Source organism: Pontibacillus sp. ALD_SL1 (assembly GCF_017355605.1).
In genome coordinates, this window is record NZ_CP062974.1 from 1,136,096 (window position 1) to 1,160,993 (window position 24,898).

Below are 24,898 nucleotides of genomic sequence, written 5' to 3' on the forward strand. Positions count from 1 at the left end.
ACCAATCACTCCTCCCTTTCAACCCAAAATAAATCATCCAATGTCTTATGAACTGCATAGCAAATCTCGAGGCATAGCTTTAACGAAGGATTGTACTTACCTTTTTCAATTAAACTAATCGTTTGCCGTGTGACACCCACCTGCTCAGCTAACTGCGCTTGCGTTAAATCAACCTGCACACGAGCGACCTTTACATTGTTTTTCAACTTAACATCTCACTCCTTGTGAGTCATGTAATGTATATCTTACATTATTCAATTTATATATTACACTACTGTTTTATTAATTTCCAGTAAATTACTTGAAGTTAACTTATTTTTTGATTAGCTTGGTTCAAGATGATACTGCATAGCGTTAGGGTGAGAAACGTTTACGTGAGATTTAAATCAGGTTAAGGTGGGACGATGCTATAGGGACGTTAACCTATTTAACGCAAGGGGTTGCTGGGGGACTGCGAGACTCCCGCGGGGTAAGGAGCCTAGGGGAGACCCCGGAAAGCGCGTAGCGATTGAGGAGGCTCCCCAGCTCCCCGCAGGAAAGCGAGTTGTCCCCCAGCAACCCCTCGCACTCTTGTGGCAACGCCCTATTCTGATAACGTGTATCAGCTTGCTGAAGCAAAATTTTAATAAATTTGAAAAAACCTGAAACCAAAGCCCACCCTTTTTCGGTAAATACTACTAAGAAACATACAATTTTTCCAAATGACCGGTCGACTGAGTTGGAAAGGATTGCTACACTAATGTAGGAAAAGTAAAAAATAGGGAGGACTTTGATGTTACAAGGAGCAGTAATTTTTATTATTCTAGGCATTTTAGGAGCGCTGTTGTTAATCGGCGGAATCGTTACGTTTATTATTTTCCGCGTTCGTTACAAAACAGCTAGTTCCAATGAAGCACTGATTGTGACCGGACCAAAGCTTGGAGATCCGGAGCAAGAGAAGAACGTATTTGAGGATGACAATGGGCGTTCTGTTAAGATCATTCGAGGTGGCGGTTATCGCCTTCGTATGTTCCAAACAGCGACACCGATTGATTTGACTTCATTCCAGCTACAGGTTAATTCTGATAAGGCCTATACAAAGGAAGGTATTCCGGTTCGTGTGCAAAGTACAGCCGTTATCAGTATCGGAAGTGAGCTTGAGATTATGGCGAACTTTGCGGAGAAATTCCTTGGTAAGAAGCAAAACGAACGTGAATCGGAGTTAAAGGACGTATTAAACGGTCACCTTCGTTCCATCATTGCCTCTCTTCCAATTGAGAAGATCTATAATGACTTTAAAGAAGTTAATACACAGGTGAAAAACATAGCAGAAGCTGACCTTAAGGGCATGGGTTTTGAAATCACTTCTTTTGCACTAAATGATGTAGAAGACGTGGATGAAGAGAATGGCTACATCGATGCTCTAGGTCGTCCACATATTGCAGAAGTTCAGAAGAATGCGGATATGGCAGAATCGGATGCTCGAAAGGAAACGCGCATCTACCAGGCGAAGAACGACCAGGAAGCACAAGACGAAGAAAACCGTCGTCTAACGGCCGTTGCGGAGTCAACAAAAGAGAAAGATATTCGCGAGGCTGAGTTCCAAAAAGATACGAACCGTGCTCGTGCGAATGCTGACCAAGCAGGAGAGCTTGAGAAGCAGAAGCTCGCGCAACAGGTGAAGGAAGAAGAGCTGAAAGTTCAGTATATCGAGAAACAGCGTGCCGTTGAGCTTGAAGAAGAAGAGAACAAACGCCGTCGCTCGATTGCGGATGCTGAGGCCTATGAGTTAACAAAACGCGCACAAGCAGAAGCAGACCAAGAGCGCATTAAAGGTGAATCGGAAGCAGAAGTTATTCGCCAGCGCGGTATTGCAGAAGCCGAGTCGAAAGAACGCATGGCAAAAGCAATGGAATACTACGGCGAAGCAGCGATTATGGAAATGCTTATCTCTGTTCTGCCTGAATACGCAGAGAAAGTGTCAGCACCTCTTTCTCAAATTAAAGACATGAAAGTGATCGACATGGGTGGCTCAAATTCCCAAGGCGGTTCCTCTCGCGTCGCGAACAGCGTAACGTCAACGATGCTTGGAATCCAGGAATCTCTGAAAGAAACAACAGGAATGGATTTAAAAGCGATGCTTGAAAGCTATGTATCTCGTGGGAACGTGAACAACTTTGACCTGAACCCAGATCAGCATAAGCAAGAAGCATCGGCTACGAAGGAATCAGAAGAAGCACCTTCGTATGAAGACAAAGAAGATCACACTTCCGTAGAAGCACAAGCAGAACCAGATTTAACGAGCGAAGAGGAAGATCAAGAAACGAAATAACAAGATTGAATTGCCTTGCATTCGTGCAAGGCAATTTTTTTATGTCGCAGAAGCGAGTGATCCTAGCAAATGATTCGTTTCTGCTTCTCATTCAAACATCCATTTGATTGAAATGTGTTGACGTTTTCATAATTGAATCATAGACTGTAAGTACATATTCAAACAATCATTAGAATGAGGTGTCTTCCACTTGAGTGAAAAAGTAATGAAATCAAACAAAACAGATACCTGTGACACATTTTGTTACGATGAAGAACTCGTGCAGCGTGTCCAACCCCAGATTGAGAAAGCATCAGGTGTTGAACAGCTTTTTAAAGCTTTATCTGACAAAACGCGTATGAAAATAGCTTATGCGTTAACGCTTGAGAAGGAACTTTGCGTGTGTGATGTGGCCAATATTATCGGTTCCACTACCGCAACGGCCTCTCACCATTTGAGGATGCTTCGTGACATGAACCTGGCTAAAACTCGTAAGGAAGGAAAACTCGTCTTTTACTCCTTAGCGGATGATCACGTACACCAGCTTGTATCGATTGCCTTAATCCACGCGAACGAAAAATAAATATACTTGCTTTCAAGAGAGGAGGACTTTCAAAATGGAGGAAAAGAAGAAGCAACAACAAGACACATGCTGTTTGAGCCAAACAGAATTGGACGAAGAGACTTCTTGTTGCTCAACGAATGCAGTAGAAACTGAACTAGAAGATCCTTGCTGTTCTAGTGCGAAGCAGGAGGAACCTGCATCCACTTGTTGTTCAACAGAACAAGCAGCTACAGTTGAAGCAGCGTCTTCAGCTTCTTTTTCAACGACAAATGAACATATAGAAGAGTACAACATCAAAGGAATGGATTGCCCATCTTGTGCAGCCACAATTGAGAAAAGCTTGCAGAAAACAGAAGGCATCCATTTCGCAAAAGTTAGCTATAGTACAGGAAAGCTTGCGGTTGGAGCTGAGCGTAATGAAATGTATGAACAGATTCCAAAGCAAGTTCGAAAGCTTGGTTTTGAAGCTGAACCTGTAAGCCAACATACACATCTGGAAACTTATAAAATAGAAGGAATGGATTGCAGTTCCTGTGCCAAAACGATTGAAAAACACCTTAGTAAGAATAAGAATGTGACAGAGATTCACGTGAACTTCTCGACAGGGAAAATGAATGTCGGCCATTCTACAACGTCAAAAGAAATTGTAAAAGAAGTCCAGCGGGCGGGGTTTGACGCAGCGCTACAATCGTCAGACTCATCTGAACCAAAGGAAAAAGGTTTATTCTCCTTCTCGGCTACTGCCCTCTCAGGTACTCTGTTAGCCTTTGGGTTTGTTGGATCCTTTATAGCACTACCTTCTTTTTGGGTAACGGCCTTTTACGCTTTGGCTATTCTCATTGGTGGGTGGAAGCCAGCCAGAAGTGCCTTTTATGCGATTAAGAGCGGTTCTCTTGATATGAACGTTCTCATGGCGTCTGCGGCAATAGGGGCAGCGATTATTGGAGAATGGTTTGAAGGAGCCATGGTTGTTTGGTTGTTCGCTCTTGGAAATACCCTTCAAAATCGTTCCATTGAACGGACTCGAGAATCGATTCGGAGTTTAATGAATCTGGCACCGTCTGAAGCAACGGTAAAAGAGGGAGGACAGCTTGTTCAAAAAGCTGTCGAACACGTTCAAATAGGTGACGTGATTGTCGTGAAACCAGGTGAGAAGGTACCTCTTGATGGTGATATAGAAGCAGGGGAATCCAGTCTCAACCAAGCTCCGATTACAGGGGAATCACTTCCCGTTGACAAAACAACAGGGGACCCGGTTTTTGCTGGTACCGTCAATGAAAGCGGGTCACTTGAAGTGAAAGTGACGAAGTTAGTCAAAGATACAGCGATTGCGAAAATCATTCATCTGGTGGAAGAAGCTCAGGAAAAGAGAGCGCCGACGCAAGCCTTTTTTGATAAGTTTGCTAGTATTTATACACCGATTGTATTTAGTTTAGCGATTGCGGTTATGATTCTGCCTCCACTTGTTGGTTTGGGATCTTGGGGCGAATGGCTTTATAAAGGCCTTGCCCTCTTAGTAGTAGCTTGTCCTTGTGCGCTGGTGATCTCGACGCCTGTTGCGATTGTTTCAGCAATAGGGAACGCTGCGAAGAACGGGGTCCTTATTAAAGGCGGAACCTTCTTAGAGAAAGCTGGCGCTATTAAGGCGATGGCTTTTGATAAAACAGGCACCCTAACAGAAGGGAAGCCGAAAGTAGCCGAAGTTAAAGTGGCAAAGGGGAGTAGAGAAGAACTTGTTGCGATTGCAACGACCATTGAAGAATACTCCACACACCCGATTGCTCAAGCGATCACGTCGTATGCAAAAGAACGTCAAATTGTCGCGAAAAAAGGGGAAGCCTTTAAATCCATTGCTGGAAAAGGGGCACAAGCGACCATTGATGGTGTAGACTATTTTGCTGGTAAACCAAAGTTATTCGAAGAATGGAGCGTTTCATTTGGAGACATGGAAGGTGAACTTGACGCTCTGCAGCAAGAAGGGAATACACTTGTTGTAGTAGGGACACGCCACGAAATTCTAGGCATCATAGCCGTAGCTGATACGATACGAGATATTACTGTCCAGTCCATCCAATCGCTTAAGCGAGTTGGGGTCGAAGAAGTGGTTATGCTGACTGGAGATAATGAAGGAACAGCAAAGCGTATCGCTGGTGAAACAGGGATTGACCGCTATTTCGCTGAACTGTTACCAGAGGATAAAGTAACAGCCATTCAGAAGTTACAAGCAGAAGGAAAACAAGTAGCTATGATCGGAGACGGAATCAACGATGCTCCAGCCCTTGCAACGTCTGACCTTGGTATTGCCATGGGCGGTGCCGGTACAGATTCCGCTATGGAAACGGCTGATATTGTGCTTATGGCAGATAATCTTGAAAAATTGCCACACACCATTCGCCTAAGCCGAAAAGCCTTATCAATTATTAAGCAGAACGTTTGGTTCTCCCTTATTACGAAGTTTGCAGCCCTTCTACTGATTTTCCCAGGCTTCCTGACGTTATGGATGGCCGTTCTTAGTGACACGGGAGCTGCACTCATTGTTATTTTGAACAGTATGAGGTTGATGAGGCAAAAATAAATGAATGAAAAAAGCCCGATCCTTTTGTAACGGTTTCGGAGTACAAAAAGCAAATTTACGGTCGTATTTACACTAAAAATAACAGGACAATCGCAACCAAATTCGCACCCGAAAACACACAGATATTTGTTATCTGTGTGTTTTTTTGATGAATCCATTAGTATGATTTCAATAGAGGAGTTTGGGGTTTAATGGTAAAATCTTTGTGGGCTTTGTGGCATAATATACTTGAACTAACACGGCAGGACTGTTGAAGAAGTATGGACCCTGCATTAATATCTAATAATTTAGAATAGTTTGATTTTTTGCGCCGCTCGTTGTATTCTTTTATGTATCCGCTTACAAAAGAGTGAAGGAGGTACAAAATATGCAAGCAATGAAAAACAGATGGTTAATTGCTTTATCAGCTATTTCCATCCACCTTTCCATCGGAGGTGCCTACGCATATAGCGTATATACCACCCCCGTAAGTGAACAAATGGGCTGGACCCCAACTCAAGTAACGATCGCATTTACCATTATGATGGCACTGGCCGGGTCATCTGCAGCGTTGTTCGGGAAGTTTGTTGAAAAAAATGGCCCAAGAAAATCAGCAATTCTGGCTGGTGTTTTGTTTGGATTAGGACAAGCCGGTTCAGGGGTTGCGATCGCGATTGATTCACTTCCATTTTTCCTATTGTCCTACGGGTTAGCAAGTGGACTTGGACTTGGTATTGGCTATATTTCACCCGTATCAACTCTTGTGAAATGGTTCCCTGACAGAAGAGGTTTAGCAACTGGATTAGCGGTACTTGGTTTTGGAACAGGAGCTCTCATTACAGCGCCTGTTGCAGCCAACTTAATGACTGCAATTGGAATATCTAATACATTTTACGTATTAGGGGCAGCTTACTTTATTTTTATTACATTAGGTGCTGCTTACATAGCCCCGCCTCCAGAGGGCTGGATGCCAGCTTCTATGAAACGAAATATGGCCTCTGGGAATAAAGTTTATAAAAAGGATTTACAACAATTGACTTCTAAAGAAGCGGTTAAAACAAAGCGTTTTTGGCTGCTATGGACAATGATGCTTATTAATACGACCGCAGGGATTATGATGATTTCAGTTGCTTCACCGATGGCCCAAGAAGTTGTAGGGTTATCAGCCGGTGCTGCTGCCACGATGGTTGGAATTATGGGGGTATTTAATGGTGGAGGTCGTCTTGGCTGGGCAACAGCTTCAGACTATATTGGCCGCCCTAATGTTTTTATGATCTTCTTCTTAATACAAAGTGTTGCTTTCTTCATGCTTCCCATTACAACAAACATCTTCTTATTCCAGTTTCTCATTTTACTCGTTGTTACTTGTTACGGTGGAGGATTTTCGAATCTCCCTGCATTTATTGGTGATTTGTTTGGAACGAAACAACTCGGTGCCATTCATGGGTACTTGTTGACAACATGGTCTCTAGGTGGCGTATTTGGACCTATGATGGTTTCGCAAATTCGGGCTAGGACCGATAGTTACACTGCTGTATTTTACGTTTTTCTTGCTTTAATATTCTTAGCACTTGTCGTCTCCATTCTTATGAAGTTAGACATTAAAAAGACTGAGAAGGATCTAAAACAGCAACAAGAAGAAGCCGTTAATTATTAATTAGGAAACCAAAGGATTTGCATTGTAAAGTTGGATCCCGTCTCACCGACGGGGTTCAACTTTTTTCTTAGGAGTAGAATTGCTATCAAGCAAAACAAGAGATCCAATTCTATGAATTGGACCTCTATTTCTAGTGTTATCTTTATTGTTTGTTCTCCAAACCGAACCCGTTAATCCCACCGAGTGATCAGGCTTTTTCTATTCAGACAATGAAGAAAGTGTCTGTTCGGCGACCTGACGTTGTTCGGTTTCTGTAAGCTGAAGCTGGATTGTTTTTCGAATTTGATCAACAAAGTCCTGCTGGGTTTCTTGTAAGGTTTGGTTTAAAGCGGGATCTGATTGTGTTCCAGTTTGGTACAAATAAGCCGTTCGTTTAAACAGTTCATCTGTTCTCCGATTTAACGTGTGTTGTGATTGCCCGGCCTCTTTTTGTTTATATTGAGAGAGGGCGATGGCGATCTGGTGTTTCCAGATCGGCAGTGTTGTTAATATGGATGATTCGATACTCTCAGCTAGTGTTTGATTCGCTTTTTGAATCATACGAATCTGTGGTGCTGTTTGCATGGCGATCTGCTGACTCATTTGCAGGTCATATAAACGCTGGTCCAGCTGTTCTGTAACGTCATCAAGATCCTGAATTTTCTGAGGTGTCAGGTCATTTGCGGTCTGTTCTAATTCAGCTCTTAAGCTAGGGAGTGTTTCCTCGAGCCATTCGGCTTTCTTCATTTCGCCCGCAGCAATGAGGGTGCATAGATCCTCATAGTACATCTCGTTTTGTTGATAAAGTTGCTCAAGAACCTCGTTATCATGTAGCAAGCTTTCCCGAGAGCGTCGTAATCGGACAGTTGTTTTTTCCATTTGCGCGCCGATTTTTTGATACTTAGATAAAGTGGCATGAACCGTATCGCCTTTACGGAACCATTTGGAGAAAAAGCCTTTCCTCTTATGCGAAAGCTCGTCCGGGTCAATGTGTTCAAGGTTCTCAAGCAGTTCATTCATGATCGTTCCTGCTGAAGACATATTGCTGTCTTTTACTTGCCCAAGGATGGTATGGGAAAAGGTACGAATTTGTTCTTGTACGTCTTGTCCAAAATCAATCGTTCCCTTACCCAGATTCATTTCCCGCGCTAGCTCAATCGCTCTCTGTTGTTGGTGTCCTGTCAACTCTTTGAACGTTTCACTAACGTGTTGAAGTGAATAATTAGTCATGTTGCTTGACCTTCTCTGGTTTAACAGATCCTTGTAAGTGGATCGAATGTTCAGCAATTTCTCGCTCAGCGCTCAAGTCTTCGAAGTCATTAGAAAGAATAGAGGCTAGCTCTTTCTCTACTGCAAACGTTAACTTACGGATGAGGTCTTCAGTTTCATGTAACGCTTTACTTGATTCTTCATCCTTTAACGAGTGTGAGGCCAGGAAGGTGTACTTTTCCGTTAATTGAACGACCGAATCGAGCTGGTAGAAGAAGAAATGGTCTGCTTCATAAAAACGAGCTGGTTCTTTCTTGACTACTTTAAGAACACGCGAGACGGAACGGTTAAGTTGTCCGATTTCTTTTAACGCATGAACAGAACGTACGCTAAATAATGCTTTGTTTAGCCGTTTTTTCTTTTCCGTTGCTTCTTTTATATTCTTCATAATGTATTGGTAATCTTTCCGCGTCAGTTGGTTGGTTGCTAATTTCTTACGATCGCCCAAGTACTGAAGGGCAAAGTAGGTCCCTATTGCGAAAACGGTAGACAACAAGCTTGATGAAGTGAATCCCAGATCTCCGAGAAAAAGGATGAACCAGGAGATCACCATCACGTGGAATGCTAAAACGCCATAGAGGAATTTCATTAATACAGACTTCATGTTATCGACTCCTTCAAGAAGTTCCTTGTATCTTCTATTATATGACATCTTTACGTATTTTCAGAGGGGTAGGTTTCAAAAGTTGATGAATTTTCTCGATTTGATTGATGTGGAACCACGTCGTTACCTTGGAAGGTGCTAGGGGTGGCTGGGGAACGACTTGCTTCCCGTGGGCGAGCTGTCGAGCCTCCTTGGGCAAAAGGCATGCCCTGCGGGGTCTCGTCGACCTCTTTCTCCCACAGGAGTCTCCCCGTTCCCCAGCCACCCCCGGCGTTATAGTGGATAACGGCTCGAATCGGCCAAAACACGAGTGCACATTTCTCAATCAAGTGGCGTGAAACCTAAGTGTGTTCTAAAAAATAAATGAACAATGAGCTTTTCTTCTCTATCACATAGGACCACTAGCCTATCGCTAAGGAAACAATTACCTTCTCATGGCAAAACTAAGGGCACCTCAATTAGGTGCCCTTAGTTCGTTAAGCCGAGTAACTGCTTGATGTTGATTTGTATTTTTGTTGATCGAGTTCTTTTTTGTCTTGTTGTAAGGCCTTGTAGAGGGAGAAGACCATTAGAATCATGATGAATGAGAATGGTAAAGCTGCTGTGATGAGGGCGTTTTGTAAGGCGGTTAGTCCTCCGGTGTATAAGAGGACAGCTGCGATGGTGGATTGGGAAACGCCCCATGCGAATTTTACGGTTTTGGGTGGGTTTAGGGACCCGTTTGTTGTTTGCATGCCGAGTACGAATGTGGCTGAGTCGGCTGATGTGATAAAGAATGTTGCGATGAGCATCATAGCGAGTACGGATAGCACGACAGCGAATGGGAATTGATCAAATACCCCGAAAAGGGCTTGTTCGTCTGGAAGCTCGGCGATTTTGGCACCGTCTTTTTGTGCTTGAATGCCTGATATTCCAAACGTTGTCATCCATAGGAAACTGACTAGTGATGGGACGAGAAGAACGCCAGATAGGAATTCACGGATGGTGCGTCCTTTTGACACACGAGCGATGAAAATCCCGACAAATGGTGCCCAGGCGATCCACCATGCCCAGAAGAATACCGTCCAGTCCATAATCCACTGACGTTCTTCTTCGTTGTTTGGTGAGATACGTAAGCTTTCGTCCGGGAGTTTTTGAACATAGTTCCCAAGCGTATCGACAAACGAATTCAAGATATACATAGTAGGTCCAATAATGAGCATGGCAACAAATAATACGCCAGCGATTCCCATATTGGCGTTACTTAAATATTTAATTCCTTTGCTCAAGCCAGTATAGGCCGACAGCATAAACAAAACAGTGACGACAGCAATAATGACAAGTTGAATCCAATATTGTTTTTCAATTCCAAGAAGGTACGTAAACCCACCGTTAATCTGAGCTGCACCAAACCCGAGTGTTGTAGCGACTCCGACGATTGTCGCGAATACAGCGATTACATCGATGGTTTTGCCAAGTGGACCTTTCATCTTTTTGCCAAAGAGAGGTTCAAGCGTGGCGCTAATGAGTCCTGGTTTACCGTGCCTGAATTTAAAATAGGCGAGAACTAGTGCCACAACAGCATAAATGGCCCATGCATGAACACCGTAATGGAAAAAGGTCGTTCTCATGGAATCGCGAATCGCTTCATTCGTTCCTGCTTCAGCGGTTGGCGGTGTGGAGATGTAGTGAGAAACGGGAGAAGCAGCTCCGTAGAATACAAGTCCTATTCCCATACCTGCACTAAATAACATCGCAAACCATGTGGAATAGCTATAGTCAGGTTTGTCCCCTGGTTTTCCAAGCTTTATTTTGCCAAATGGACTTATGATCATATAAAGGCAAAAGAGGACGAAAATCGATACAAGTAATAAATAATACCATCCGAAATGGATCGAAATATATGTTTTGACATTTCCTGATATTGTTTCGAAATTTTTAGGTGCTAAAACACCCCATAGAGATGCGGCGAGTGTAATGGCTAATGTAATCCAAAAAACTGATGTGACTTTCTTCATGTGTTTCTCCTTTCGTACTTGAATGATTTAGTAAGGCCGGCCTTTGTCTAATAAACATATACCCATAAGATTCCAGACTAAACAAAAGTTGGTTGAGGAAAGATCGGTTCTATCCGTCTAAGGTGTATCCTGATATAATGGGTTCACATGACTTCGTGATAGGAACTAGAGGAGGAGAATGACATGACGATTACAGATTTTAAAGAATTAAATGAATCAGGACTCTATTTTGATGGCTACGCCCTGGTGAAATCAGCGCAAGAAGCAACAACAAAAGGTGGCGTGCCTTTTTTCAATATTACATTAGGCAAGCAGGAGAAAAGTATTTCAACAAAGCTTTGGGAAAATAAATTTAACAATCATGATCTGGCGCAGCTTAAGAGAATTTTTGAGAATGGAAACGTGCTTCACATTAAAGGGAAATTGAGTGAATATCGCGATCAGCTTCAGTTGACCATTGATGAGTTTGCTTTCCCGGAAGAGGGTGTGGTTCAGGTTGAAGATTATTTAGAATCAGCTCCAGAACCAATTGAAAGCTTAAGAGAAGAGTACGAGAATTATATTGCAAACATTGAGAGCCCCGTTCTGAAGGAGATTTGTCAGCGTCTGTATGATGAGCATAAAGACAAATTCATTACCTATCCTGCGGCAAAGTCGAATCACCATTGTTTCACAGGTGGATTGCTATATCATACGGTATCGATGCTTCGCCTGGGTGATCATATTTCCGGTCAGTATAAAGAGGTGAAGAAGGACCTTGTTATGGCTGGTATTGCGCTTCACGATATGGGGAAAGTTGTTGAGTATACGAATTACTTCGCTCCTGACTATTCTAAAGTCGGTAATTTCCTGGGACATATTACGATTATTAACATGTTCATCGATCGCAAAGTGCAGGTATTAAAAGATGAGATGCAGTGGACGCGTAAGGAAGCTGATGAAGTGTATGAACTTATGCACGTGATTAATGCTCACCACGGGAAGCTTGAGTACGGAAGTCCTGTTGAGAGTAAGATTCTAGAGGCAGAAGTTGTGCATCAGATCGATATGATGGACAGCCGCATTAATATGATTACGTACGGTCTTCAGGATGAGAACTTGCAGGAAAACGAAGCAAAGCGAATTTTCCCAATGGGGCTCTACTACCGTACGTCTCAGGATTAATATAGATTGGTGTAGCACCTCCTTCTTGGACGTGGTACGCTTACAAGGATACATCGAGGAGGAATACTGTGGCTAAAAAAGGACCAACACCAAGAAAGAAAAAGGGACCTCTCTTTACATTTGACGTTCATGAAACAACTGAATTACTACCATTTTTAATGGATTCTATAAAAAGCAAGAGTCGAAATTCAATTAAATCATTCCTGACCCGAGGCCAAGTGGTCGTAAATGATGAACCTGTGACAAAGCATAGTACCGTGGTTAAAAAAGGACAAACGGTAAAAGTGTTAAAGACACCTGCGCCTTCGAAGGTTACGTTTAATGGATTGAAGATCCTTCACGAAGATGAGGATATCATCGTTGTTGAGAAGGATTCTGGTTTGTTATCGATGGCTTCAGACAAGGAAAAGGAACAAACGGCTTATAAACAATTAACCGAGCATGTGAAACGTGAGCAGCTGAAGAATCGTGTCTTTATTGTTCACCGCTTAGATCGTGACACTTCTGGGATTATGGTGTACGCGAAGAATGAAGAAGCGAAATTGAAGCTTCAGGATAACTGGAAAGACATGGTCAAAGAGCGTACGTACGTGGCGTTGGTGGAAGGGTATGTGAAGAAGCCCGAAGGAAAAATTGAGTCCTGGTTAAAGGAAACGAAAACATTCATAATGTATTCAAGTCAGCGTAAGAATGACGGGAAACATGCGGTCACCCATTATAAGAAGTTAAAGGGGAATAAGTACTTTTCTTTAATGGAACTTGAGCTTGAGACAGGTCGTAAAAATCAGATTCGCGTTCATATGAAAGACATTGGTCATCCGATTGTAGGAGATAAGAAATATGGTGCGACTTCTAATCAAATCGGACGCCTTGGGTTGCATGCGAAAGCTCTAGTATTTGAGCATCCGACGTCAGGGAAAGTATTGAAGTTTGAAACGAAGATCCCGCAATCTTTCCAAAAGGCCTTGCAGAAATAGAAAGAACCTAAAAAAGCAGGAAGCTCGTTCATTATCGAACGAGCTTCCTGCTTTTTGTGTATGTTTACTTAAAGACGCGTTTAACGACTTTTCGAATCCCTTTCTCAGCTGCACGATGCTTCATCCGTTGACCGCCACGTCCTTGCTTAACGGCACTCGCATCATTCTTTAAACGCGCAACCTTATATGCCTTAGATAACAGTCCCATTCGATCAACTCCTTTATAATTATTAAGCTATTTGTTACTAAACACTTCCCGCTCCATAGCCCCTATTAAACATAAAGCTACAAGGATGCTTTATTCCGGTAAAGCGAGAACGCGTGCCAGACACCCTTCAGCGCTTTAAAGAATAGGTGCGTGCCTGGCACGCTTCACTTAGCTAAAGGGTTTCCAAGAAAATGGAGATTGACTTTTAGGGGGGAGGGTGTATAAAATATAGTGTTGTAGTAGTGATTATATGATTGGTTTCATTGTAGCCTAATTTTATATCCTGCAAATATAAATAGAGGTGGAATTAAAATGGAAAAACAAAATTATCAGGTATTATTGTATTACAAATATGTTCAGATTGATGATCCAGAACAAGTAGCAACCGAGCACTTAGAGTATTGTAAAGAGCTTGGCTTGAAAGGTCGTATCCTGATTGCTGGTGAAGGGATCAACGGTACGGTTTCTGGTACGATCGAACAAACAGAAAAGTATATGGAAGATATGAAAAATCATCCATTGTTCGAAGGCACTACGTTCAAAGTTGACGCAGCTGATGGCCATGCATTCAAGAAAATGCACTGCCGCGCGCGTCCTGAGCTTGTAACGCTTCGTCTAGAAGATGATATTAATCCACACGACTTAACCGGCGAGTATTTGGAGCCGAAAGAATTTTATAAACGTATGCAAGAAGAAAATACAATCGTAATCGATGCACGTAACGATTATGAATATGACCTAGGGCACTTCCGTGATGCGGTTCGTCCTGATATTGAAACGTTCCGTGAACTTCCGGACTGGGTACGCGAGAACAAGGAAATGCTTGAAGGCAAGCAGATCTTAACGTATTGCACAGGTGGTATTCGCTGTGAGAAGTTCTCTGGTTGGTTGAAGCGTGAAGGCTTTGACAATGTAGGACAGCTTCACGGAGGAATTGCCACTTACGGAAAAGACCCAGAAGTTCAAGGTCAGCTATGGGACGGTCAAATGTATGTCTTTGACGAACGTATTAGTGTTCCGATTAACCAAGTAGAACACAATATTGTAGGGAAAGACTACTTCGACGGAGAGCCTTGTGAGCGCTATGTGAACTGTGCGAACCCTGAATGTAATAAGCAAATTATTACTTCAGAAGAAAATGAGCACAAATATGTACGCGGCTGTAGCCCGGAGTGCCGCTCTCACCACCGTAACCGCTACGTAGTTGAGCATGACTTAACGGATGAGCAGTGGAACGAGCGTCTGCGTGCTTTAGGCGAAGAAAGAGCACAAGAGCAAACGAATTAATAATTGGTTTATAAACCCGCTTGGATCTATAAAGGCCCAAGCGGGTTTTTTTGTCTTATGAGCTACTCGCACCAAATGTTTTTCTCACATTCCGTGGAGATTGTTATTTTTTCCCCTATCTATCCCTAAAGTCTTATATAATAGAAAAGGATTATAGTAAAGGGGGGAAATGATGAATCAAATAGTAAAGAAACTAATAATAATGGCGTTTTTTCTTACAGTATTCATCGCATCGAATCAAACAACATCCGCATCAGTCGTAGACACAAACAGTACATATACCTACGAAACTATGAAAAAGGACTTGGAAAAACTGGATGCAACATATGGGGATCTCATTGAATTATATACCATTGGGCAGTCGGTATATGGAAGAGATATCATTCTTGTTCGATTGGGGAACGGACAAGCTGATACCTTTTATAACGGATCGCATCATGCTAGGGAGTGGTTAACAACGATCCTAAATATGAAGATGATTGAATCTTATGCGGAAGCAGCCGAAGCGGGCACAAAGATTGAAGGGTATGACGTTCGATCATTGTTAGAAAAAGGGACGCTCTGGTTTGTGCCAATGGTGAATCCAGACGGTGTGACTCTTCAACAAAAAGGGCTGCAGGCTTTTCCAAAAGATATTCATAAATCATTAATTTCAATGAATAATGGAAGTTCTAATTTCGATCGTTGGAAAGCGAATATTCAAGGGATTGATTTAAATCGACAATATCCTTCTGGGTGGGAAGAAGTCAGTACGACCAGTCCAGGGTGGAAAAACTATAAAGGTGAATACCCATTCCAAGCTCCAGAGGCAAAAGTAATGCGTGATATTACATACTTGTTAAATGCTGAAGTTTCTCTTGCTTATCATACGTCTGGTAGAGTGATCTATTGGAATTTTAATGTGGATCAAGAAGACTTGAAACGCGATAAAGGCATTGCCGAACTGTATGCTTCACTTAGTGGCTATCGCATGGTGCCAACGTATGCTGGTTCTGGCTACACGGATTGGATTAATGAGGTGTTTGACCGTCCTAGTCTGACCCCAGAGCTTGGTTTATACGCAGGGCAAAGACATGTGGATCCGGCCACATTTCCTGAAACGTGGAGGCGTAATAAGGAAGCAGGCTTAGCGATGGCAAATGAATCGATTAAGTTACAATCTCAGGAACGTACCCCGGGTGATCAGCCTGTTGTTTTAGGCGATCGGGCAACGGAGAATGCCATTCTTCCTCCTCGGGATATCGATGAGTATTATGAGAAAGCCTTAGATATCATGGAAAACTATGATTTATCTCAAGAGCAAAGTATTGAGTATTATAGTTGGTATCAGCAATGTAAACGGAACTGTTCGATAAACGATCCGGAGCTTAATGAAGTGTTTGATTCGTTACTTCACTTTGAGGATTTTCCTAAAAAGAAAGACATTCAAGAAGATAAAACGTGGACCATTGAATTGAATACACATATCGATCCGACTAGTGTAAATCGAGATAATGTATACATTCAAACAATGGACGGGCAATCTGTATCGGTCGAGGATGCCGTTGTAGAAGATAACTTGATTACTGTTCATGCTGAAGAACTTTATAAAAAAGGAGAGTCTTATACCATTTATGTGAAAGATCTCATATCATCGGGTGGTAAGAAGATGGAGGAACCTGTAGAAATGACATTCACGATTCAATAAAGAAAGTCGCCGTGCACAAAAGGCTGCACGGCGACTTTTTTGTTAGTTTGGCTCAAGAGTAAAAAAGCGGCTGGAAAACTAGCTCAAGCAGGTAACGTCGGCCGGAGTTCGGGGGGAGCGGCTCAAGCTTGAATAAACCGACTCAAGTTGATGGGAAGTGACACAAGCTAACCTGAAACTGACTCAAGAAGCAAAAAAACCGGTTCAAGTCTTGGTGCAACTGGCTCAAGAGGAAGATAAGCGACTCAAGCCTTCGGAAAAATGGCTCAAGTTGGGCCGGGAGTGACTCAACTCGATCAGAAGCGGCTCAAGCTGATGGGAGCGGCCAAAGTACGCCAGGAGTTGGCTTATCAGTAGGCAGCAAGCGACTTAATTTGTAGGAAACCGACTTCCTATTCTAGTAATTTCGACATACAAAAAAAACTCTCCACAAAAGTGAAGAGGTTGTATAGGTCGAAGTTATGTAGCCGTCCCGCTCTGCCGTCTTTCTGTTGCCTCAAAACCCGCGTAGGCAGGTGGGTTCTCGCATCATACCATTCAACTTCCCAAAAGAATGGGCATGTTGGCAAGTATGAAATGTAAAGATCCCTGTGTTCAAGCATCGGTTTGAGACATACTGAAATGACGTACATGGCAGGGCTCGGCTCCCTCATTGAGCGAGGGGATCAATTTGTATTCTCTATATTACAAGGTAAGGGAGAAGATTTCAAGGGGGGTGCTTTATTTATTTTTTCTAGGTTGTCCACATTCCGTATAAGCGCCCAAAATTTGGAGAAAGTACTCTTGTATATAACGAGGAGGCGATGACGTGGATCAAGATCGAAACAAACAACCGGAAGGAAATGGCCCAGGTGGCGCAAATGACAAGCGTTTTTCCGAAGGGGAGAGCGATAAGACTCTAACAACAAGACAGGGACATTCCATACGAAACAATCAAAATTTACGAACGGTAGGGAAACGTGGTCCTTCAACGCTTGAGAACTATGAATTCATTGAAAAGATTTCACACTTTGACCGAGAACGCGTACCTGAACGAGTTGTTCATGCGCGTGGAACAGGAGCACTTGGGTTTTTTGAAACGTATGGCAAGGTAGGCGAAGAGCCAGTTGAGAAATATACACGAGCAAAAGTTTTTTCAGGTGCTGGGAAGAAAACGCCTGTGCTAGTGCGTTTTTCCACAGTAACGCATTCGGCAGGATCTCCAGAGACGCTCAGAGACCCGCGAGGCTTTGCGGTTAAATTTTATACAGAAGATGGGAACTGGGACTTGGTAGGGAACAACCTGAAAGTATTCTTCATCCGTGATGCGATGAAGTTTCCTGACTTAATTCACTCCTTTAAGCCAGATCCCGTAACAAATGTTCAAGACAGTGAACGAATTTTTGACTTTTTAAGTAATACACCTGAATCGATGCACATGGCTACGTTCTTATTTTCTCCTTGGGGGATTCCTGCCAACTACCGTCAAATGCAAGGGTCTGGGGTGAACACGTATCGATGGGTGAATGATCAAGATGAAGCGGTGCTCGTGAAGTATCACTGGGAGCCCCTAAAACAGGGCATTAAAAACTTAACCCAGGAAGAAGCGATGAAGATTCAAGGGGAGAACTTTAATCATGCGACGCAGGATTTATATGAAGCGATTGAGCGTGGAGACTATCCTGAATGGGAATTGTGCGTGCAGATTATGGAGGACCATGAACATCCTGAGCTTGATTTCGACCCACTGGATGATACGAAGATCTGGCCTGAGGATCAGTTCCCGTTTTTGAAAGTAGGAAAAATGGTGCTAGATCGCAATCCGGAGAACCATTTTGTTGAGATTGAGCAAGCTGCCTTTGGGACTGGGGTTCTAGTGGATGGACTTGACTTCTCTGACGATAAGATGCTTCAAGGACGTACCTTCTCCTATTCAGATACGCAACGGTATCGAGTTGGCGCTAATTATTTGCAGCTACCGGTTAATGCTCCGAAAAAACACTTGGCGACTAATATGGAAGGTGGACAGATGGCGTACTATGTAGACCGTCCTGAAGGCTCAAACCCTCATGTGAACTACGAACCCTCTTCTCTTAACGGTTTAGAAGAGTCAAAACGAAAAGAATCCTATTATGAGCCATATGCAGAAGGGAATTTAACTAAGGACTCAATCGATCGCCGCAATGATTTCAAGCAAGCTGGTGAGCGTTATCGTTTGTTTGAAGACTGGGAGCGTGAAGATTTAATTACGAACCTTGTGAATTCATTGAAGCCATGTGCCTCTCATATCCAGAATAAAATGATCCATTTGTTCTCGCAGTGTGATGAGGATTATGGGAAGCGGGTAGCCGATGGATTAGGACTTGATCCTAACAACCTTGGCTCAATGGAAGCGGAATTCAGTCGAAACATTGCACCGACAAAAGGGAAGTTACCAGATGAAGTAGGATCTCCAATAGGAAACAAAGATGCAGCTGACGCCGTAGAAGAAGCCGAACAACAAGGCCACGACGCAGAACCATACTAATCGCTTTAACGCTATCAAGAACAACAGCGTGCCAGACACCCTTTAGTGCTTTACTTAAGCGCAGGGTGTCTGGCACGCTTTTTTGCTTTAATGTTTTAAATAGAAATTATTTAAAAATAGTAAATTTTCCTTTTAATTGGTTTTTGTTTGGGGTAGAGGGTTAGGAATACGTTTACATAGGAGGATTTATATGAATCGGAGAAAGTTAATTGATTACAGCATTTTTATTCCTTCCTTACTTATTATTGTAGCTATTAGCATTCCGTTTGCTCTTTACGAAAAGGAATCACTAAGCATGCTGAATTCGACCTTTTCATTTATTGTGGATATGTTTAGCTGGGGGTATCTTTGGTATGGCATTCTTTTAGTTGGGGCGGGTCTGTATTTCTCGTTTTCGAAGTATGGTCAAGTTGTCTTAGGGGATCCGAAAGAGAAGCCAAGGTTCACACTATTTGAGTATGCATCGATCTTGATCGCCATGGGAGTGGGGTCAACGATTATGCGGACAGGGATGTTGCAGTGGACGTCTGTTGCGAATGATCCACCAGCGGGGGTGGAGCCTGGATCGGCTCAAGCAATCCTTTGGGGGAATGCGTACAGTATGTTTCTGTGGGGGTTTCAGGTCTTTGCCATTTTCGTTATGATTGCTCCGGCGATGGGCTACATCTTGCACGTGAAAAAGCGCCCGCTTATGCGAATTTCAGAGGCTTGCCGAGTATTGTTTGGCGATCGGTTTACAGACGGTTTCGGTGGGAAAATGCTTGATGCACTTTTTCTCATTAGTATACTAGCCGGCGCCTCTGTCACATTAGGGCTTGGTGCCCCGATTATCACACATAATTTGTCCGCGTTGTTCGGGGTGGATGTTACATTTGGATTAACCATTATCGTTACGATTGTATGGGTGTTCTTGTTCTCGCTCAGTGCATGCTTAGGAATTGAAAAAGGGATCAAGCGTTTGAGTACCTTTAATATGTATTTAGCAGGTCTTTTTGCTGTGTTTATTATTGTGGCAGGGCCAGGTGTCTTTATACTTAACTACTTTTCTGATAGCGTCTCGTTCTTGCTATCCCATTATCTTAATATATCATTGAACACAGATTCTGTTCACCAGGGACAGGCTTCCCATATTCAGAGCAATACGGTTTTCTGGTTTGCGTATAGTGCCACATGGGCAATGCTTCATAGTGTTTTTGCTGCCAAGATCTCGAAAGGGCGTACAATTAAAGAGATGATCTTAACCTACTTATTAGCTCCGACTCTTATTTCTTGGGTAGCTACTGGAGTGTTAGGAGGTCTCGGGGTGCATCGCTACTTAAAGGAAAACATGGAAGTTCTGAATCTTGTAAAAGAAGAAGAGAGAATGGCTGCGATACCAGAGATTTTATCCACTCTTCCATTTGGGGAAGTGGCGATTGCAATCTTTATGATTGTAGCACTTGTATTCTTAACCACTACTCTTGATTCAACGACGTACACAGTAGCAGCTTACACTAGTACAAGAGATATGAGTAAATACGAGCCTCCGAAAAACCTTCGTATTATAATCGCCGCTGTTATTACGACGTTAGCACTCGTTTTAATGAGAATTGGGGGATTGGCGCCTCTTGAGGTGGTCTCAGGCTTGATGGGGCTGCCGGTTATTATCATTCAATTTGTCTTAATCTATGCAGCGAAAAAAATGATTGATGAGGATCAAGCTTATTCGTATAATGTGCGGTCTTCATAGCGGAAAGCCCAGGCCTGATTGGTCTGGGTTTTTTAGAGGAAAATTTCAGATGATGTGGAAATGGCGATCCATTACTTCCTGATTGTTTACAAATACTCCAAATAGCCGGTAGACCTATTATAAATAAGAGGTCTACTTTTTGATGTGGACTAGAGAGTAGAGAATTGACACAAAAAAATTCGACAATCTAAATCTAATGAACTCGGAAAATAGTACTTTTTTTCGAAATACAATTGTAATGTAAGCGATACCTTTTGAGGGGGGAGTTTAGTTTGGCATGCTCCTAATAGTGGTGTGAGCAGTTTCTTTACAATTAACTAGGAATATGTTCCCTCATGCTACCCCCTATTACTTTAATACCTATTCAATGATTCGACAGGTGTGGTAATCTATTTTTGAATTTTAAGAATATGAAACAGGGATCAACAAGCTCCTTTTTTAAGGAAGGACAAGATACAGAATGAACCTATTTACAGATGAGGAGATTGGGGAGCATCTTCTTAAAGTTATAAATGAAGAGGTGGGGGATGCTGACCTAGTTGAATTGCTCAAAACATTCGTGAGTTGGAAGCAAGAAGAAGGATTTTCCTTTGGTCGCATGCTTCATCTTCATTATGCACTCTTCGGTGGTAAGGACCGTTCAGTGGCTCTTCAATCTGTTGCTGCGATTGAGGCATTTATATTGGCTTTGGATATATTGGATGATTTAGAGGACCAGGACGGGTCAGAGAAGCGTTGGATGGAAGAGCCCGTTGCCATTTCAATGAATGGATCAACAGGACTTATCATGCTCGCTCATTCTATGCTTCAAAAAGTGGATTCCTCGGGACAAGCGGTTGCGCTCCTATCTCAATCAGGAATACGAGCGGTAATAGGTCAGCATCACGATCTGCTAGAATCGATTCGCTCTGAGGAAACGTATTTCCGAATGGTTGAGCATAAGTCAGGTTCTCTTATGGCCTTAGCATGTAAGGTTGGAACACTCTTGTCTAAAGGGGAAGATGATGAGCGTGTGGGAGTCTACTCGATTGAGTTTGGCTGTGCGGCGCAGCTGGCTAATGATATCGAAGATGCTCTTAGGCTCGACTCCACAAATGATATGTTGCACAAGAAGCGAACACTTCCCACACTAAAGTTGTTGGAACATGAGGGAGCCGAAGCAGACTGGCTTCGGCACTATTATAACGGGGCGATTACGCAAGATGCTTTTTTAGAGAGAAAAAAAGAGATCTTTGAGTGGGCTTCCAGATCGTCTGCTATAACCTATTCAATGGTGAAAAAGCGGGTTTACCAATTAAGCGCAGTTGAAAAGGTGCAGCAGGTGGATGGAGAAGAAGAGATCAAAGCCCAGCTGGTTGAGTTTATGCAGTCTATATAGGAATACCTCATGAAGAATGCTTCGTGAGTTGAATAAAATATAGGGGAATTAATAGGAGGAATATGTCATGTTACAAACAGTGGTGGAGAAATTAGTGGGAAATCCGGATCTTCTTAAGCAATGGAAAGAAGGAACGGTTCGCTTTGAGGGTCTGTCTCAGACAGAAGAACTTGCATTAGCGGACGTATTTGATTCTCGGAATACAGGCGAAATAATGAAGATGTCATTCTGGAAATAAAGGAAACAATCGATTTTGTAGAAGGGATAGCCAGGGATGCTCTGGCTATTTTTTCTCGTTAAAAAGGTGGTTCTATGAAAATTCATCGTCAGAGTACTCGCACCATTCTATTAGTAGGGATCGCCATCGTTGCTGTAGCGTTCTATCTGTCCTATGTAACGATAACAGAACCCTATGTTGGTTTAAATGTTAAGAAAAATGATCAGGGCGAGTGGGTTGTAACAAATGTTGATCCAATTGGTTGGGCAAGTGAAGAGGGCATTGAAAAGGGAGATAAAATTGTAGGTCTGAATGGTATTTCCCCTGGCGCCCATCGCTCAATCCGAAAGTTCGGAGTTATTGATAACTTCTCCAAAATTACAGTGGGGCAAGATGGAGGTGCGGTGACGTATGAGGCAGACGAACAAGATTCCATATTATCAAGTACGCTTCTTTATCATACGGTCATACCGGCCCTTGTGTTTATCGTTCTCTTTACGTTTAGTGCATTTATTTATATGAAAAAAAGAGATGATCGGGCAGCGTTGATGTTTTCGGCGTTTCTGCTTGTTGTGGGATATGGGTATATAAGTGCGGGAGCTTCGGCCAGAACGGATGATTTGGCTCGCTTTATTAATGGCCTGTCTTTATTATTAGTTCCAGCTGTATTTTTGCATTTTTTAAGTCATTATTTTAAACGATATGCGATTAAGTTAGTCAGTAAAAGGATGCTTGTGTCTCTTTATACGATTAATTTACTCATCGTTTTGATTGATACCTACTCGATCTTTATCCCGGTTGGGGATCAGTATTCGCTGATCAGACAGCTGCAGCTGTTTGGTTTTTCATTTGGGATCTTTTTGTGTTTATATATTTTAATTACTCGATACATTAGTTATCGGAAGACGACTCATAAAGCTGTTTTTCAAAATATGATCTTCGGGCTTGTGATCTCTTTCCTTCCCTTTATTTTGTTGACAGCGATGCCGAGTGCGATTATTGGAATCGATATTATACCAGCTTCGATTACATCGGTGTTCTTGTTATTTTTACCGTTATTCTTCTTATATCTTATTTTATCGAATCGGTTATTTGATATTGATTTTATCAATAGTAGAATTCGTTATTATTCCTTTTTATCGCTTGTCTTTACGGTACTTATACTTGGCATTCTCGTTGTCGCCACTTCGTTTACAGTCGTGCAGTGGATTCGTATTGCGATCTTGCTCTATGTTTCCTTTGGCTTATTATTTTACTTAGAGAATAAATTACATATACGCCCTAAGTTGTTTGGGGAGAAGTTCAATTATCAGGTTAGCCTTGATCGATTCTCGAAAGATTTATCGAAATTGTTAAATCGGGATGAGCTTGATGAACGGTTAATTGAGGAAGTGAAGTCTGTTCTGCCTGTCAATCGGGTATCGCTTGTGAAATATGGGAAAGACACGTGGGATGTGAAGGAGGTTAAAGGGGATAAGACGATCTCCGTTATTGCTTTACGTGAGAATGTAGATAAGCGAATCCGCATGAAAGCGCCCGGTGACTTCGTGAAGATCCATCAAGGGATGTGTTTCCTTGTAAGTGAGAGTAACGATGCCCTTTACTTACTGTGGGTAGATCAGAAAGTAAACCATACACCTTTTAACGAAGATGAACGGTACTGGCTTCAAATGCTTGCTCATTATACAAGTATCGTGTATGAAAACTTCCAACTCATTGAAGGGGTGACAGAGGAGTTAAAGCGTTCGATGTATCAAAATACCGATGCACCTCTCTGGTTATCTCGCTTGTTATTTAATTTATCCGAGAAAGAACGTGCCCGCCTAGCCTCTGATCTGCACGATGAAGCGCTTCAGGAACAGCTCGTGTGGTACCGGAAAATAGAAGCGATGATGGATGATAAAGAGATGCCGGATCAGTTTGAGGCGGAATTATCAGAAGTAAAAGAAGGCTTGCTAGGAGTTGTGCAACAGATCCGGGAAACGTGTACGTTCCTAAGACCTCCGTTTTTAAGAGAAACAGGAATAGTAGAAGCATTAAGTCAGCTTATGGACTACTACCGTATGAGGTCTGATTACCAGGTCGATTTCCATTCAGATGGATTTCGGGCTACCTTGGATCATGAACACTCCCTCGCCATCTACCGCGTCGTTCAGGAACTGCTGAATAACGCCTCCAAGCACTCTGGTGCTAATTTTGTAGAGTTTGAGTTGAAGAGTGATCGAGGTATGATTGTGTTGAATTATAAAGATAATGGTGTTGGTTTACCTGACCAAAATAAGCAAGATTTATCGAAAGGTATGGGACTCACCGGAATCAAGCAGCGTGTGAGGAGTTTAGAAGGGCATGTTGAATTCCTATCTTCTGATGAAGGTGGGTTGGAAGTTTCCATGGCTTTGTTTATGGAATAGGATTATATATGACTCTAAGCCGAGACATTTTAGTGGGAAATGGCCGATACTTTTGATGAGAGCTTGGGGTGTCTGGGGAACGACTCGCTTTCCGCGGGCGAGCTGTCGAGCCTCCTCGTTCGCTAGCGCTCTCTGTGGGGTCTCGTCGACCTCTTTCTCCCGCAGGAGTCTCACCGTTCCCCAGACACCCCTTACTATAGGTTGTGCATTCGGCCTACGCAGAATTGGGAGATAGCACCTATTTCCTAATGTGGTGTGTTTTCGTTTCTATTACATATGGCCAAGGTGGTTCGGGAAATTGCGAGACTCCTGCGGCGGAAGGAGACTAGGGGAGACCCCGGAAAGCGCGTAGCGATTGAGGAGGCTCCCCAGCTCGCCGCGGAAAGCGAGTGATTTCCCGAACCACCTTACACTCCATC

At 42.8% G+C, this 24,898-nt stretch carries 18 protein-coding genes and 1 other RNA gene; 13 read left to right on the forward strand and 6 right to left on the reverse strand.

Annotated elements, in window-relative coordinates; translation table 11 throughout:
* Positions 1–5 precede the first annotated feature (5 nt).
* Positions 6–206 (reverse strand): helix-turn-helix transcriptional regulator, encoded by a 201-nt coding sequence (locus IMZ31_RS05750; RefSeq protein WP_207529614.1) that lies wholly within the window; start codon positions 204–206, stop codon positions 6–8.
* Between the two features lie 566 nt (positions 207–772).
* On the opposite strand from IMZ31_RS05750, the gene IMZ31_RS05755 reads away from it, so the two are divergent.
* The 4 genes from IMZ31_RS05755 (at position 773) to IMZ31_RS05770 (ending at position 7,066) form a co-directional block, all read left to right on the forward strand.
* Positions 773–2,311, forward strand: a complete 1,539-nt coding sequence (locus tag IMZ31_RS05755; protein ID WP_207529615.1) for a flotillin family protein — start codon at positions 773–775, stop codon at positions 2,309–2,311.
* Between the two features lie 205 nt (positions 2,312–2,516).
* On the forward strand, positions 2,517–2,873 hold the full coding sequence (locus IMZ31_RS05760) for an ArsR/SmtB family transcription factor (protein ID WP_207530313.1): 357 nt from the start codon (positions 2,517–2,519) through the stop codon (positions 2,871–2,873).
* Between the two features lie 34 nt (positions 2,874–2,907).
* Positions 2,908–5,430, forward strand: a complete 2,523-nt coding sequence (locus IMZ31_RS05765) for a heavy metal translocating P-type ATPase (RefSeq protein WP_207529616.1) — start codon at positions 2,908–2,910, stop codon at positions 5,428–5,430.
* A 367-nt stretch (positions 5,431–5,797) separates the two neighbouring features.
* Positions 5,798–7,066 carry an L-lactate MFS transporter gene (locus tag IMZ31_RS05770; protein WP_207529617.1) on the forward strand — a complete coding sequence of 423 codons (1,269 nt, stop codon included), beginning with the start codon at positions 5,798–5,800 and terminating at the stop codon, positions 7,064–7,066.
* A gap of 198 nt (positions 7,067–7,264) precedes the next feature.
* Here IMZ31_RS05770 and IMZ31_RS05775 read toward each other — a convergent pair whose 3' ends face one another.
* From IMZ31_RS05775 to IMZ31_RS05785, 3 genes are all read right to left on the reverse strand, one after another.
* Positions 7,265–8,275 carry a toxic anion resistance protein gene (locus IMZ31_RS05775; protein ID WP_207529618.1) on the reverse strand — a complete coding sequence of 337 codons (1,011 nt, stop codon included), beginning with the start codon at positions 8,273–8,275 and terminating at the stop codon, positions 7,265–7,267.
* Positions 8,268–8,918, reverse strand: coding sequence for a 5-bromo-4-chloroindolyl phosphate hydrolysis family protein (locus tag IMZ31_RS05780; protein ID WP_207529619.1), 651 nt, complete (start codon positions 8,916–8,918; stop codon positions 8,268–8,270). The genes IMZ31_RS05775 and IMZ31_RS05780 overlap by 8 nt, the downstream gene beginning before the upstream one ends.
* Positions 8,919–9,394: 476 nt before the next feature.
* Entirely contained in the window at positions 9,395–10,915 is a 1,521-nt protein-coding gene (locus IMZ31_RS05785) for a glycine betaine uptake BCCT transporter (protein WP_207529620.1), read from the reverse strand.
* Between the two features lie 183 nt (positions 10,916–11,098).
* Between IMZ31_RS05785 and IMZ31_RS05790 the strand changes: the two genes are divergently transcribed.
* Both IMZ31_RS05790 and IMZ31_RS05795 read left to right on the forward strand, forming a co-directional pair.
* Positions 11,099–12,079, forward strand: a complete 981-nt coding sequence (locus IMZ31_RS05790) for a 3'-5' exoribonuclease YhaM family protein (protein WP_207529621.1) — start codon at positions 11,099–11,101, stop codon at positions 12,077–12,079.
* Positions 12,080–12,147: 68 nt separating this feature from the next.
* Positions 12,148–13,056: an RluA family pseudouridine synthase gene (locus tag IMZ31_RS05795; protein ID WP_242705651.1), complete on the forward strand. Its 909-nt coding sequence runs from the start codon at positions 12,148–12,150 to the stop codon at positions 13,054–13,056.
* 64 nt (positions 13,057–13,120) lie between these two features.
* Here IMZ31_RS05795 and IMZ31_RS05800 read toward each other — a convergent pair whose 3' ends face one another.
* A complete protein-coding gene (locus IMZ31_RS05800; RefSeq protein ID WP_207529622.1) occupies positions 13,121–13,264 on the reverse strand; it encodes a hypothetical protein in 144 nt (47 codons plus the stop codon).
* A 312-nt stretch (positions 13,265–13,576) separates the two neighbouring features.
* Here IMZ31_RS05800 and IMZ31_RS05805 point away from each other — a divergent pair, with 312 nt between their 5' ends.
* Positions 13,577–14,551 (forward strand): oxygen-dependent tRNA uridine(34) hydroxylase TrhO, encoded by a 975-nt coding sequence (locus IMZ31_RS05805; RefSeq protein WP_207529623.1) that lies wholly within the window; start codon positions 13,577–13,579, stop codon positions 14,549–14,551.
* A gap of 172 nt (positions 14,552–14,723) precedes the next feature.
* Positions 14,724–16,238: a M14 family zinc carboxypeptidase gene (locus tag IMZ31_RS05810; RefSeq protein ID WP_207529624.1), complete on the forward strand. Its 1,515-nt coding sequence runs from the start codon at positions 14,724–14,726 to the stop codon at positions 16,236–16,238.
* A 465-nt stretch (positions 16,239–16,703) separates the two neighbouring features.
* On the opposite strand, the gene ssrS is transcribed toward IMZ31_RS05810, so the two are convergent.
* Positions 16,704–16,881, reverse strand: a non-coding RNA gene (gene ssrS / locus IMZ31_RS05815) — 6S RNA.
* A gap of 165 nt (positions 16,882–17,046) precedes the next feature.
* Between ssrS and IMZ31_RS05820 the strand changes: the two genes are divergently transcribed.
* The 5 genes from IMZ31_RS05820 (at position 17,047) to IMZ31_RS05840 (ending at position 24,479) form a co-directional block, all read left to right on the forward strand.
* Positions 17,047–18,744 (forward strand): catalase, encoded by a 1,698-nt coding sequence (locus IMZ31_RS05820; protein WP_207529625.1) that lies wholly within the window; start codon positions 17,047–17,049, stop codon positions 18,742–18,744.
* Positions 18,745–18,934: 190 nt separating this feature from the next.
* Entirely contained in the window at positions 18,935–20,473 is a 1,539-nt protein-coding gene (locus IMZ31_RS05825; RefSeq protein ID WP_207529626.1) for a BCCT family transporter, read from the forward strand.
* A gap of 460 nt (positions 20,474–20,933) precedes the next feature.
* Positions 20,934–21,851, forward strand: a complete 918-nt coding sequence (locus tag IMZ31_RS05830) for a polyprenyl synthetase family protein (RefSeq protein WP_207529627.1) — start codon at positions 20,934–20,936, stop codon at positions 21,849–21,851.
* A 67-nt stretch (positions 21,852–21,918) separates the two neighbouring features.
* The gene (comX, locus tag IMZ31_RS05835) at positions 21,919–22,089 is read left to right on the forward strand and encodes a competence pheromone ComX (RefSeq protein ID WP_207529628.1); all 171 of its coding nucleotides are present in this window, start codon (positions 21,919–21,921) and stop codon (positions 22,087–22,089) included.
* 74 nt (positions 22,090–22,163) lie between these two features.
* On the forward strand, positions 22,164–24,479 hold the full coding sequence (locus IMZ31_RS05840; RefSeq protein ID WP_207529629.1) for a sensor histidine kinase: 2,316 nt from the start codon (positions 22,164–22,166) through the stop codon (positions 24,477–24,479).
* The last annotated feature ends 419 nt before the right edge of the window (positions 24,480–24,898 follow it).

What these genes read in the sequence shown, in the direction of transcription:
- IMZ31_RS05790 (WP_207529621.1), top strand. Translation starts at nt 11,099, where the DNA reads ATGACGATTACAGATTTTAAAGAATTAAATGAATCAGGACTCTATTTT.
- IMZ31_RS05760 (WP_207530313.1), top strand. Translation starts at nt 2,517, where the DNA reads ATGAAATCAAACAAAACAGATACCTGTGACACATTTTGTTACGATGAA.
- IMZ31_RS05805 (WP_207529623.1), top strand. Translation starts at nt 13,577, where the DNA reads ATGGAAAAACAAAATTATCAGGTATTATTGTATTACAAATATGTTCAG.
- comX (WP_207529628.1), top strand. Translation starts at nt 21,919, where the DNA reads ATGTTACAAACAGTGGTGGAGAAATTAGTGGGAAATCCGGATCTTCTT.
- IMZ31_RS05770 (WP_207529617.1), top strand. Translation starts at nt 5,798, where the DNA reads ATGCAAGCAATGAAAAACAGATGGTTAATTGCTTTATCAGCTATTTCC.
- IMZ31_RS05755 (WP_207529615.1), top strand. Translation starts at nt 773, where the DNA reads ATGTTACAAGGAGCAGTAATTTTTATTATTCTAGGCATTTTAGGAGCG.
- IMZ31_RS05825 (WP_207529626.1), top strand. Translation starts at nt 18,935, where the DNA reads ATGAATCGGAGAAAGTTAATTGATTACAGCATTTTTATTCCTTCCTTA.
- IMZ31_RS05810 (WP_207529624.1), top strand. Translation starts at nt 14,724, where the DNA reads ATGAATCAAATAGTAAAGAAACTAATAATAATGGCGTTTTTTCTTACA.
- IMZ31_RS05830 (WP_207529627.1), top strand. Translation starts at nt 20,934, where the DNA reads ATGAACCTATTTACAGATGAGGAGATTGGGGAGCATCTTCTTAAAGTT.
- IMZ31_RS05785 (WP_207529620.1), bottom strand. Translation starts at nt 10,915, where the DNA reads ATGAAGAAAGTCACATCAGTTTTTTGGATTACATTAGCCATTACACTC.
- IMZ31_RS05800 (WP_207529622.1), bottom strand. Translation starts at nt 13,264, where the DNA reads ATGGGACTGTTATCTAAGGCATATAAGGTTGCGCGTTTAAAGAATGAT.
- IMZ31_RS05775 (WP_207529618.1), bottom strand. Translation starts at nt 8,275, where the DNA reads ATGACTAATTATTCACTTCAACACGTTAGTGAAACGTTCAAAGAGTTG.
- IMZ31_RS05780 (WP_207529619.1), bottom strand. Translation starts at nt 8,918, where the DNA reads ATGAAGTCTGTATTAATGAAATTCCTCTATGGCGTTTTAGCATTCCAC.
- IMZ31_RS05765 (WP_207529616.1), top strand. Translation starts at nt 2,908, where the DNA reads ATGGAGGAAAAGAAGAAGCAACAACAAGACACATGCTGTTTGAGCCAA.
- IMZ31_RS05840 (WP_207529629.1), top strand. Translation starts at nt 22,164, where the DNA reads ATGAAAATTCATCGTCAGAGTACTCGCACCATTCTATTAGTAGGGATC.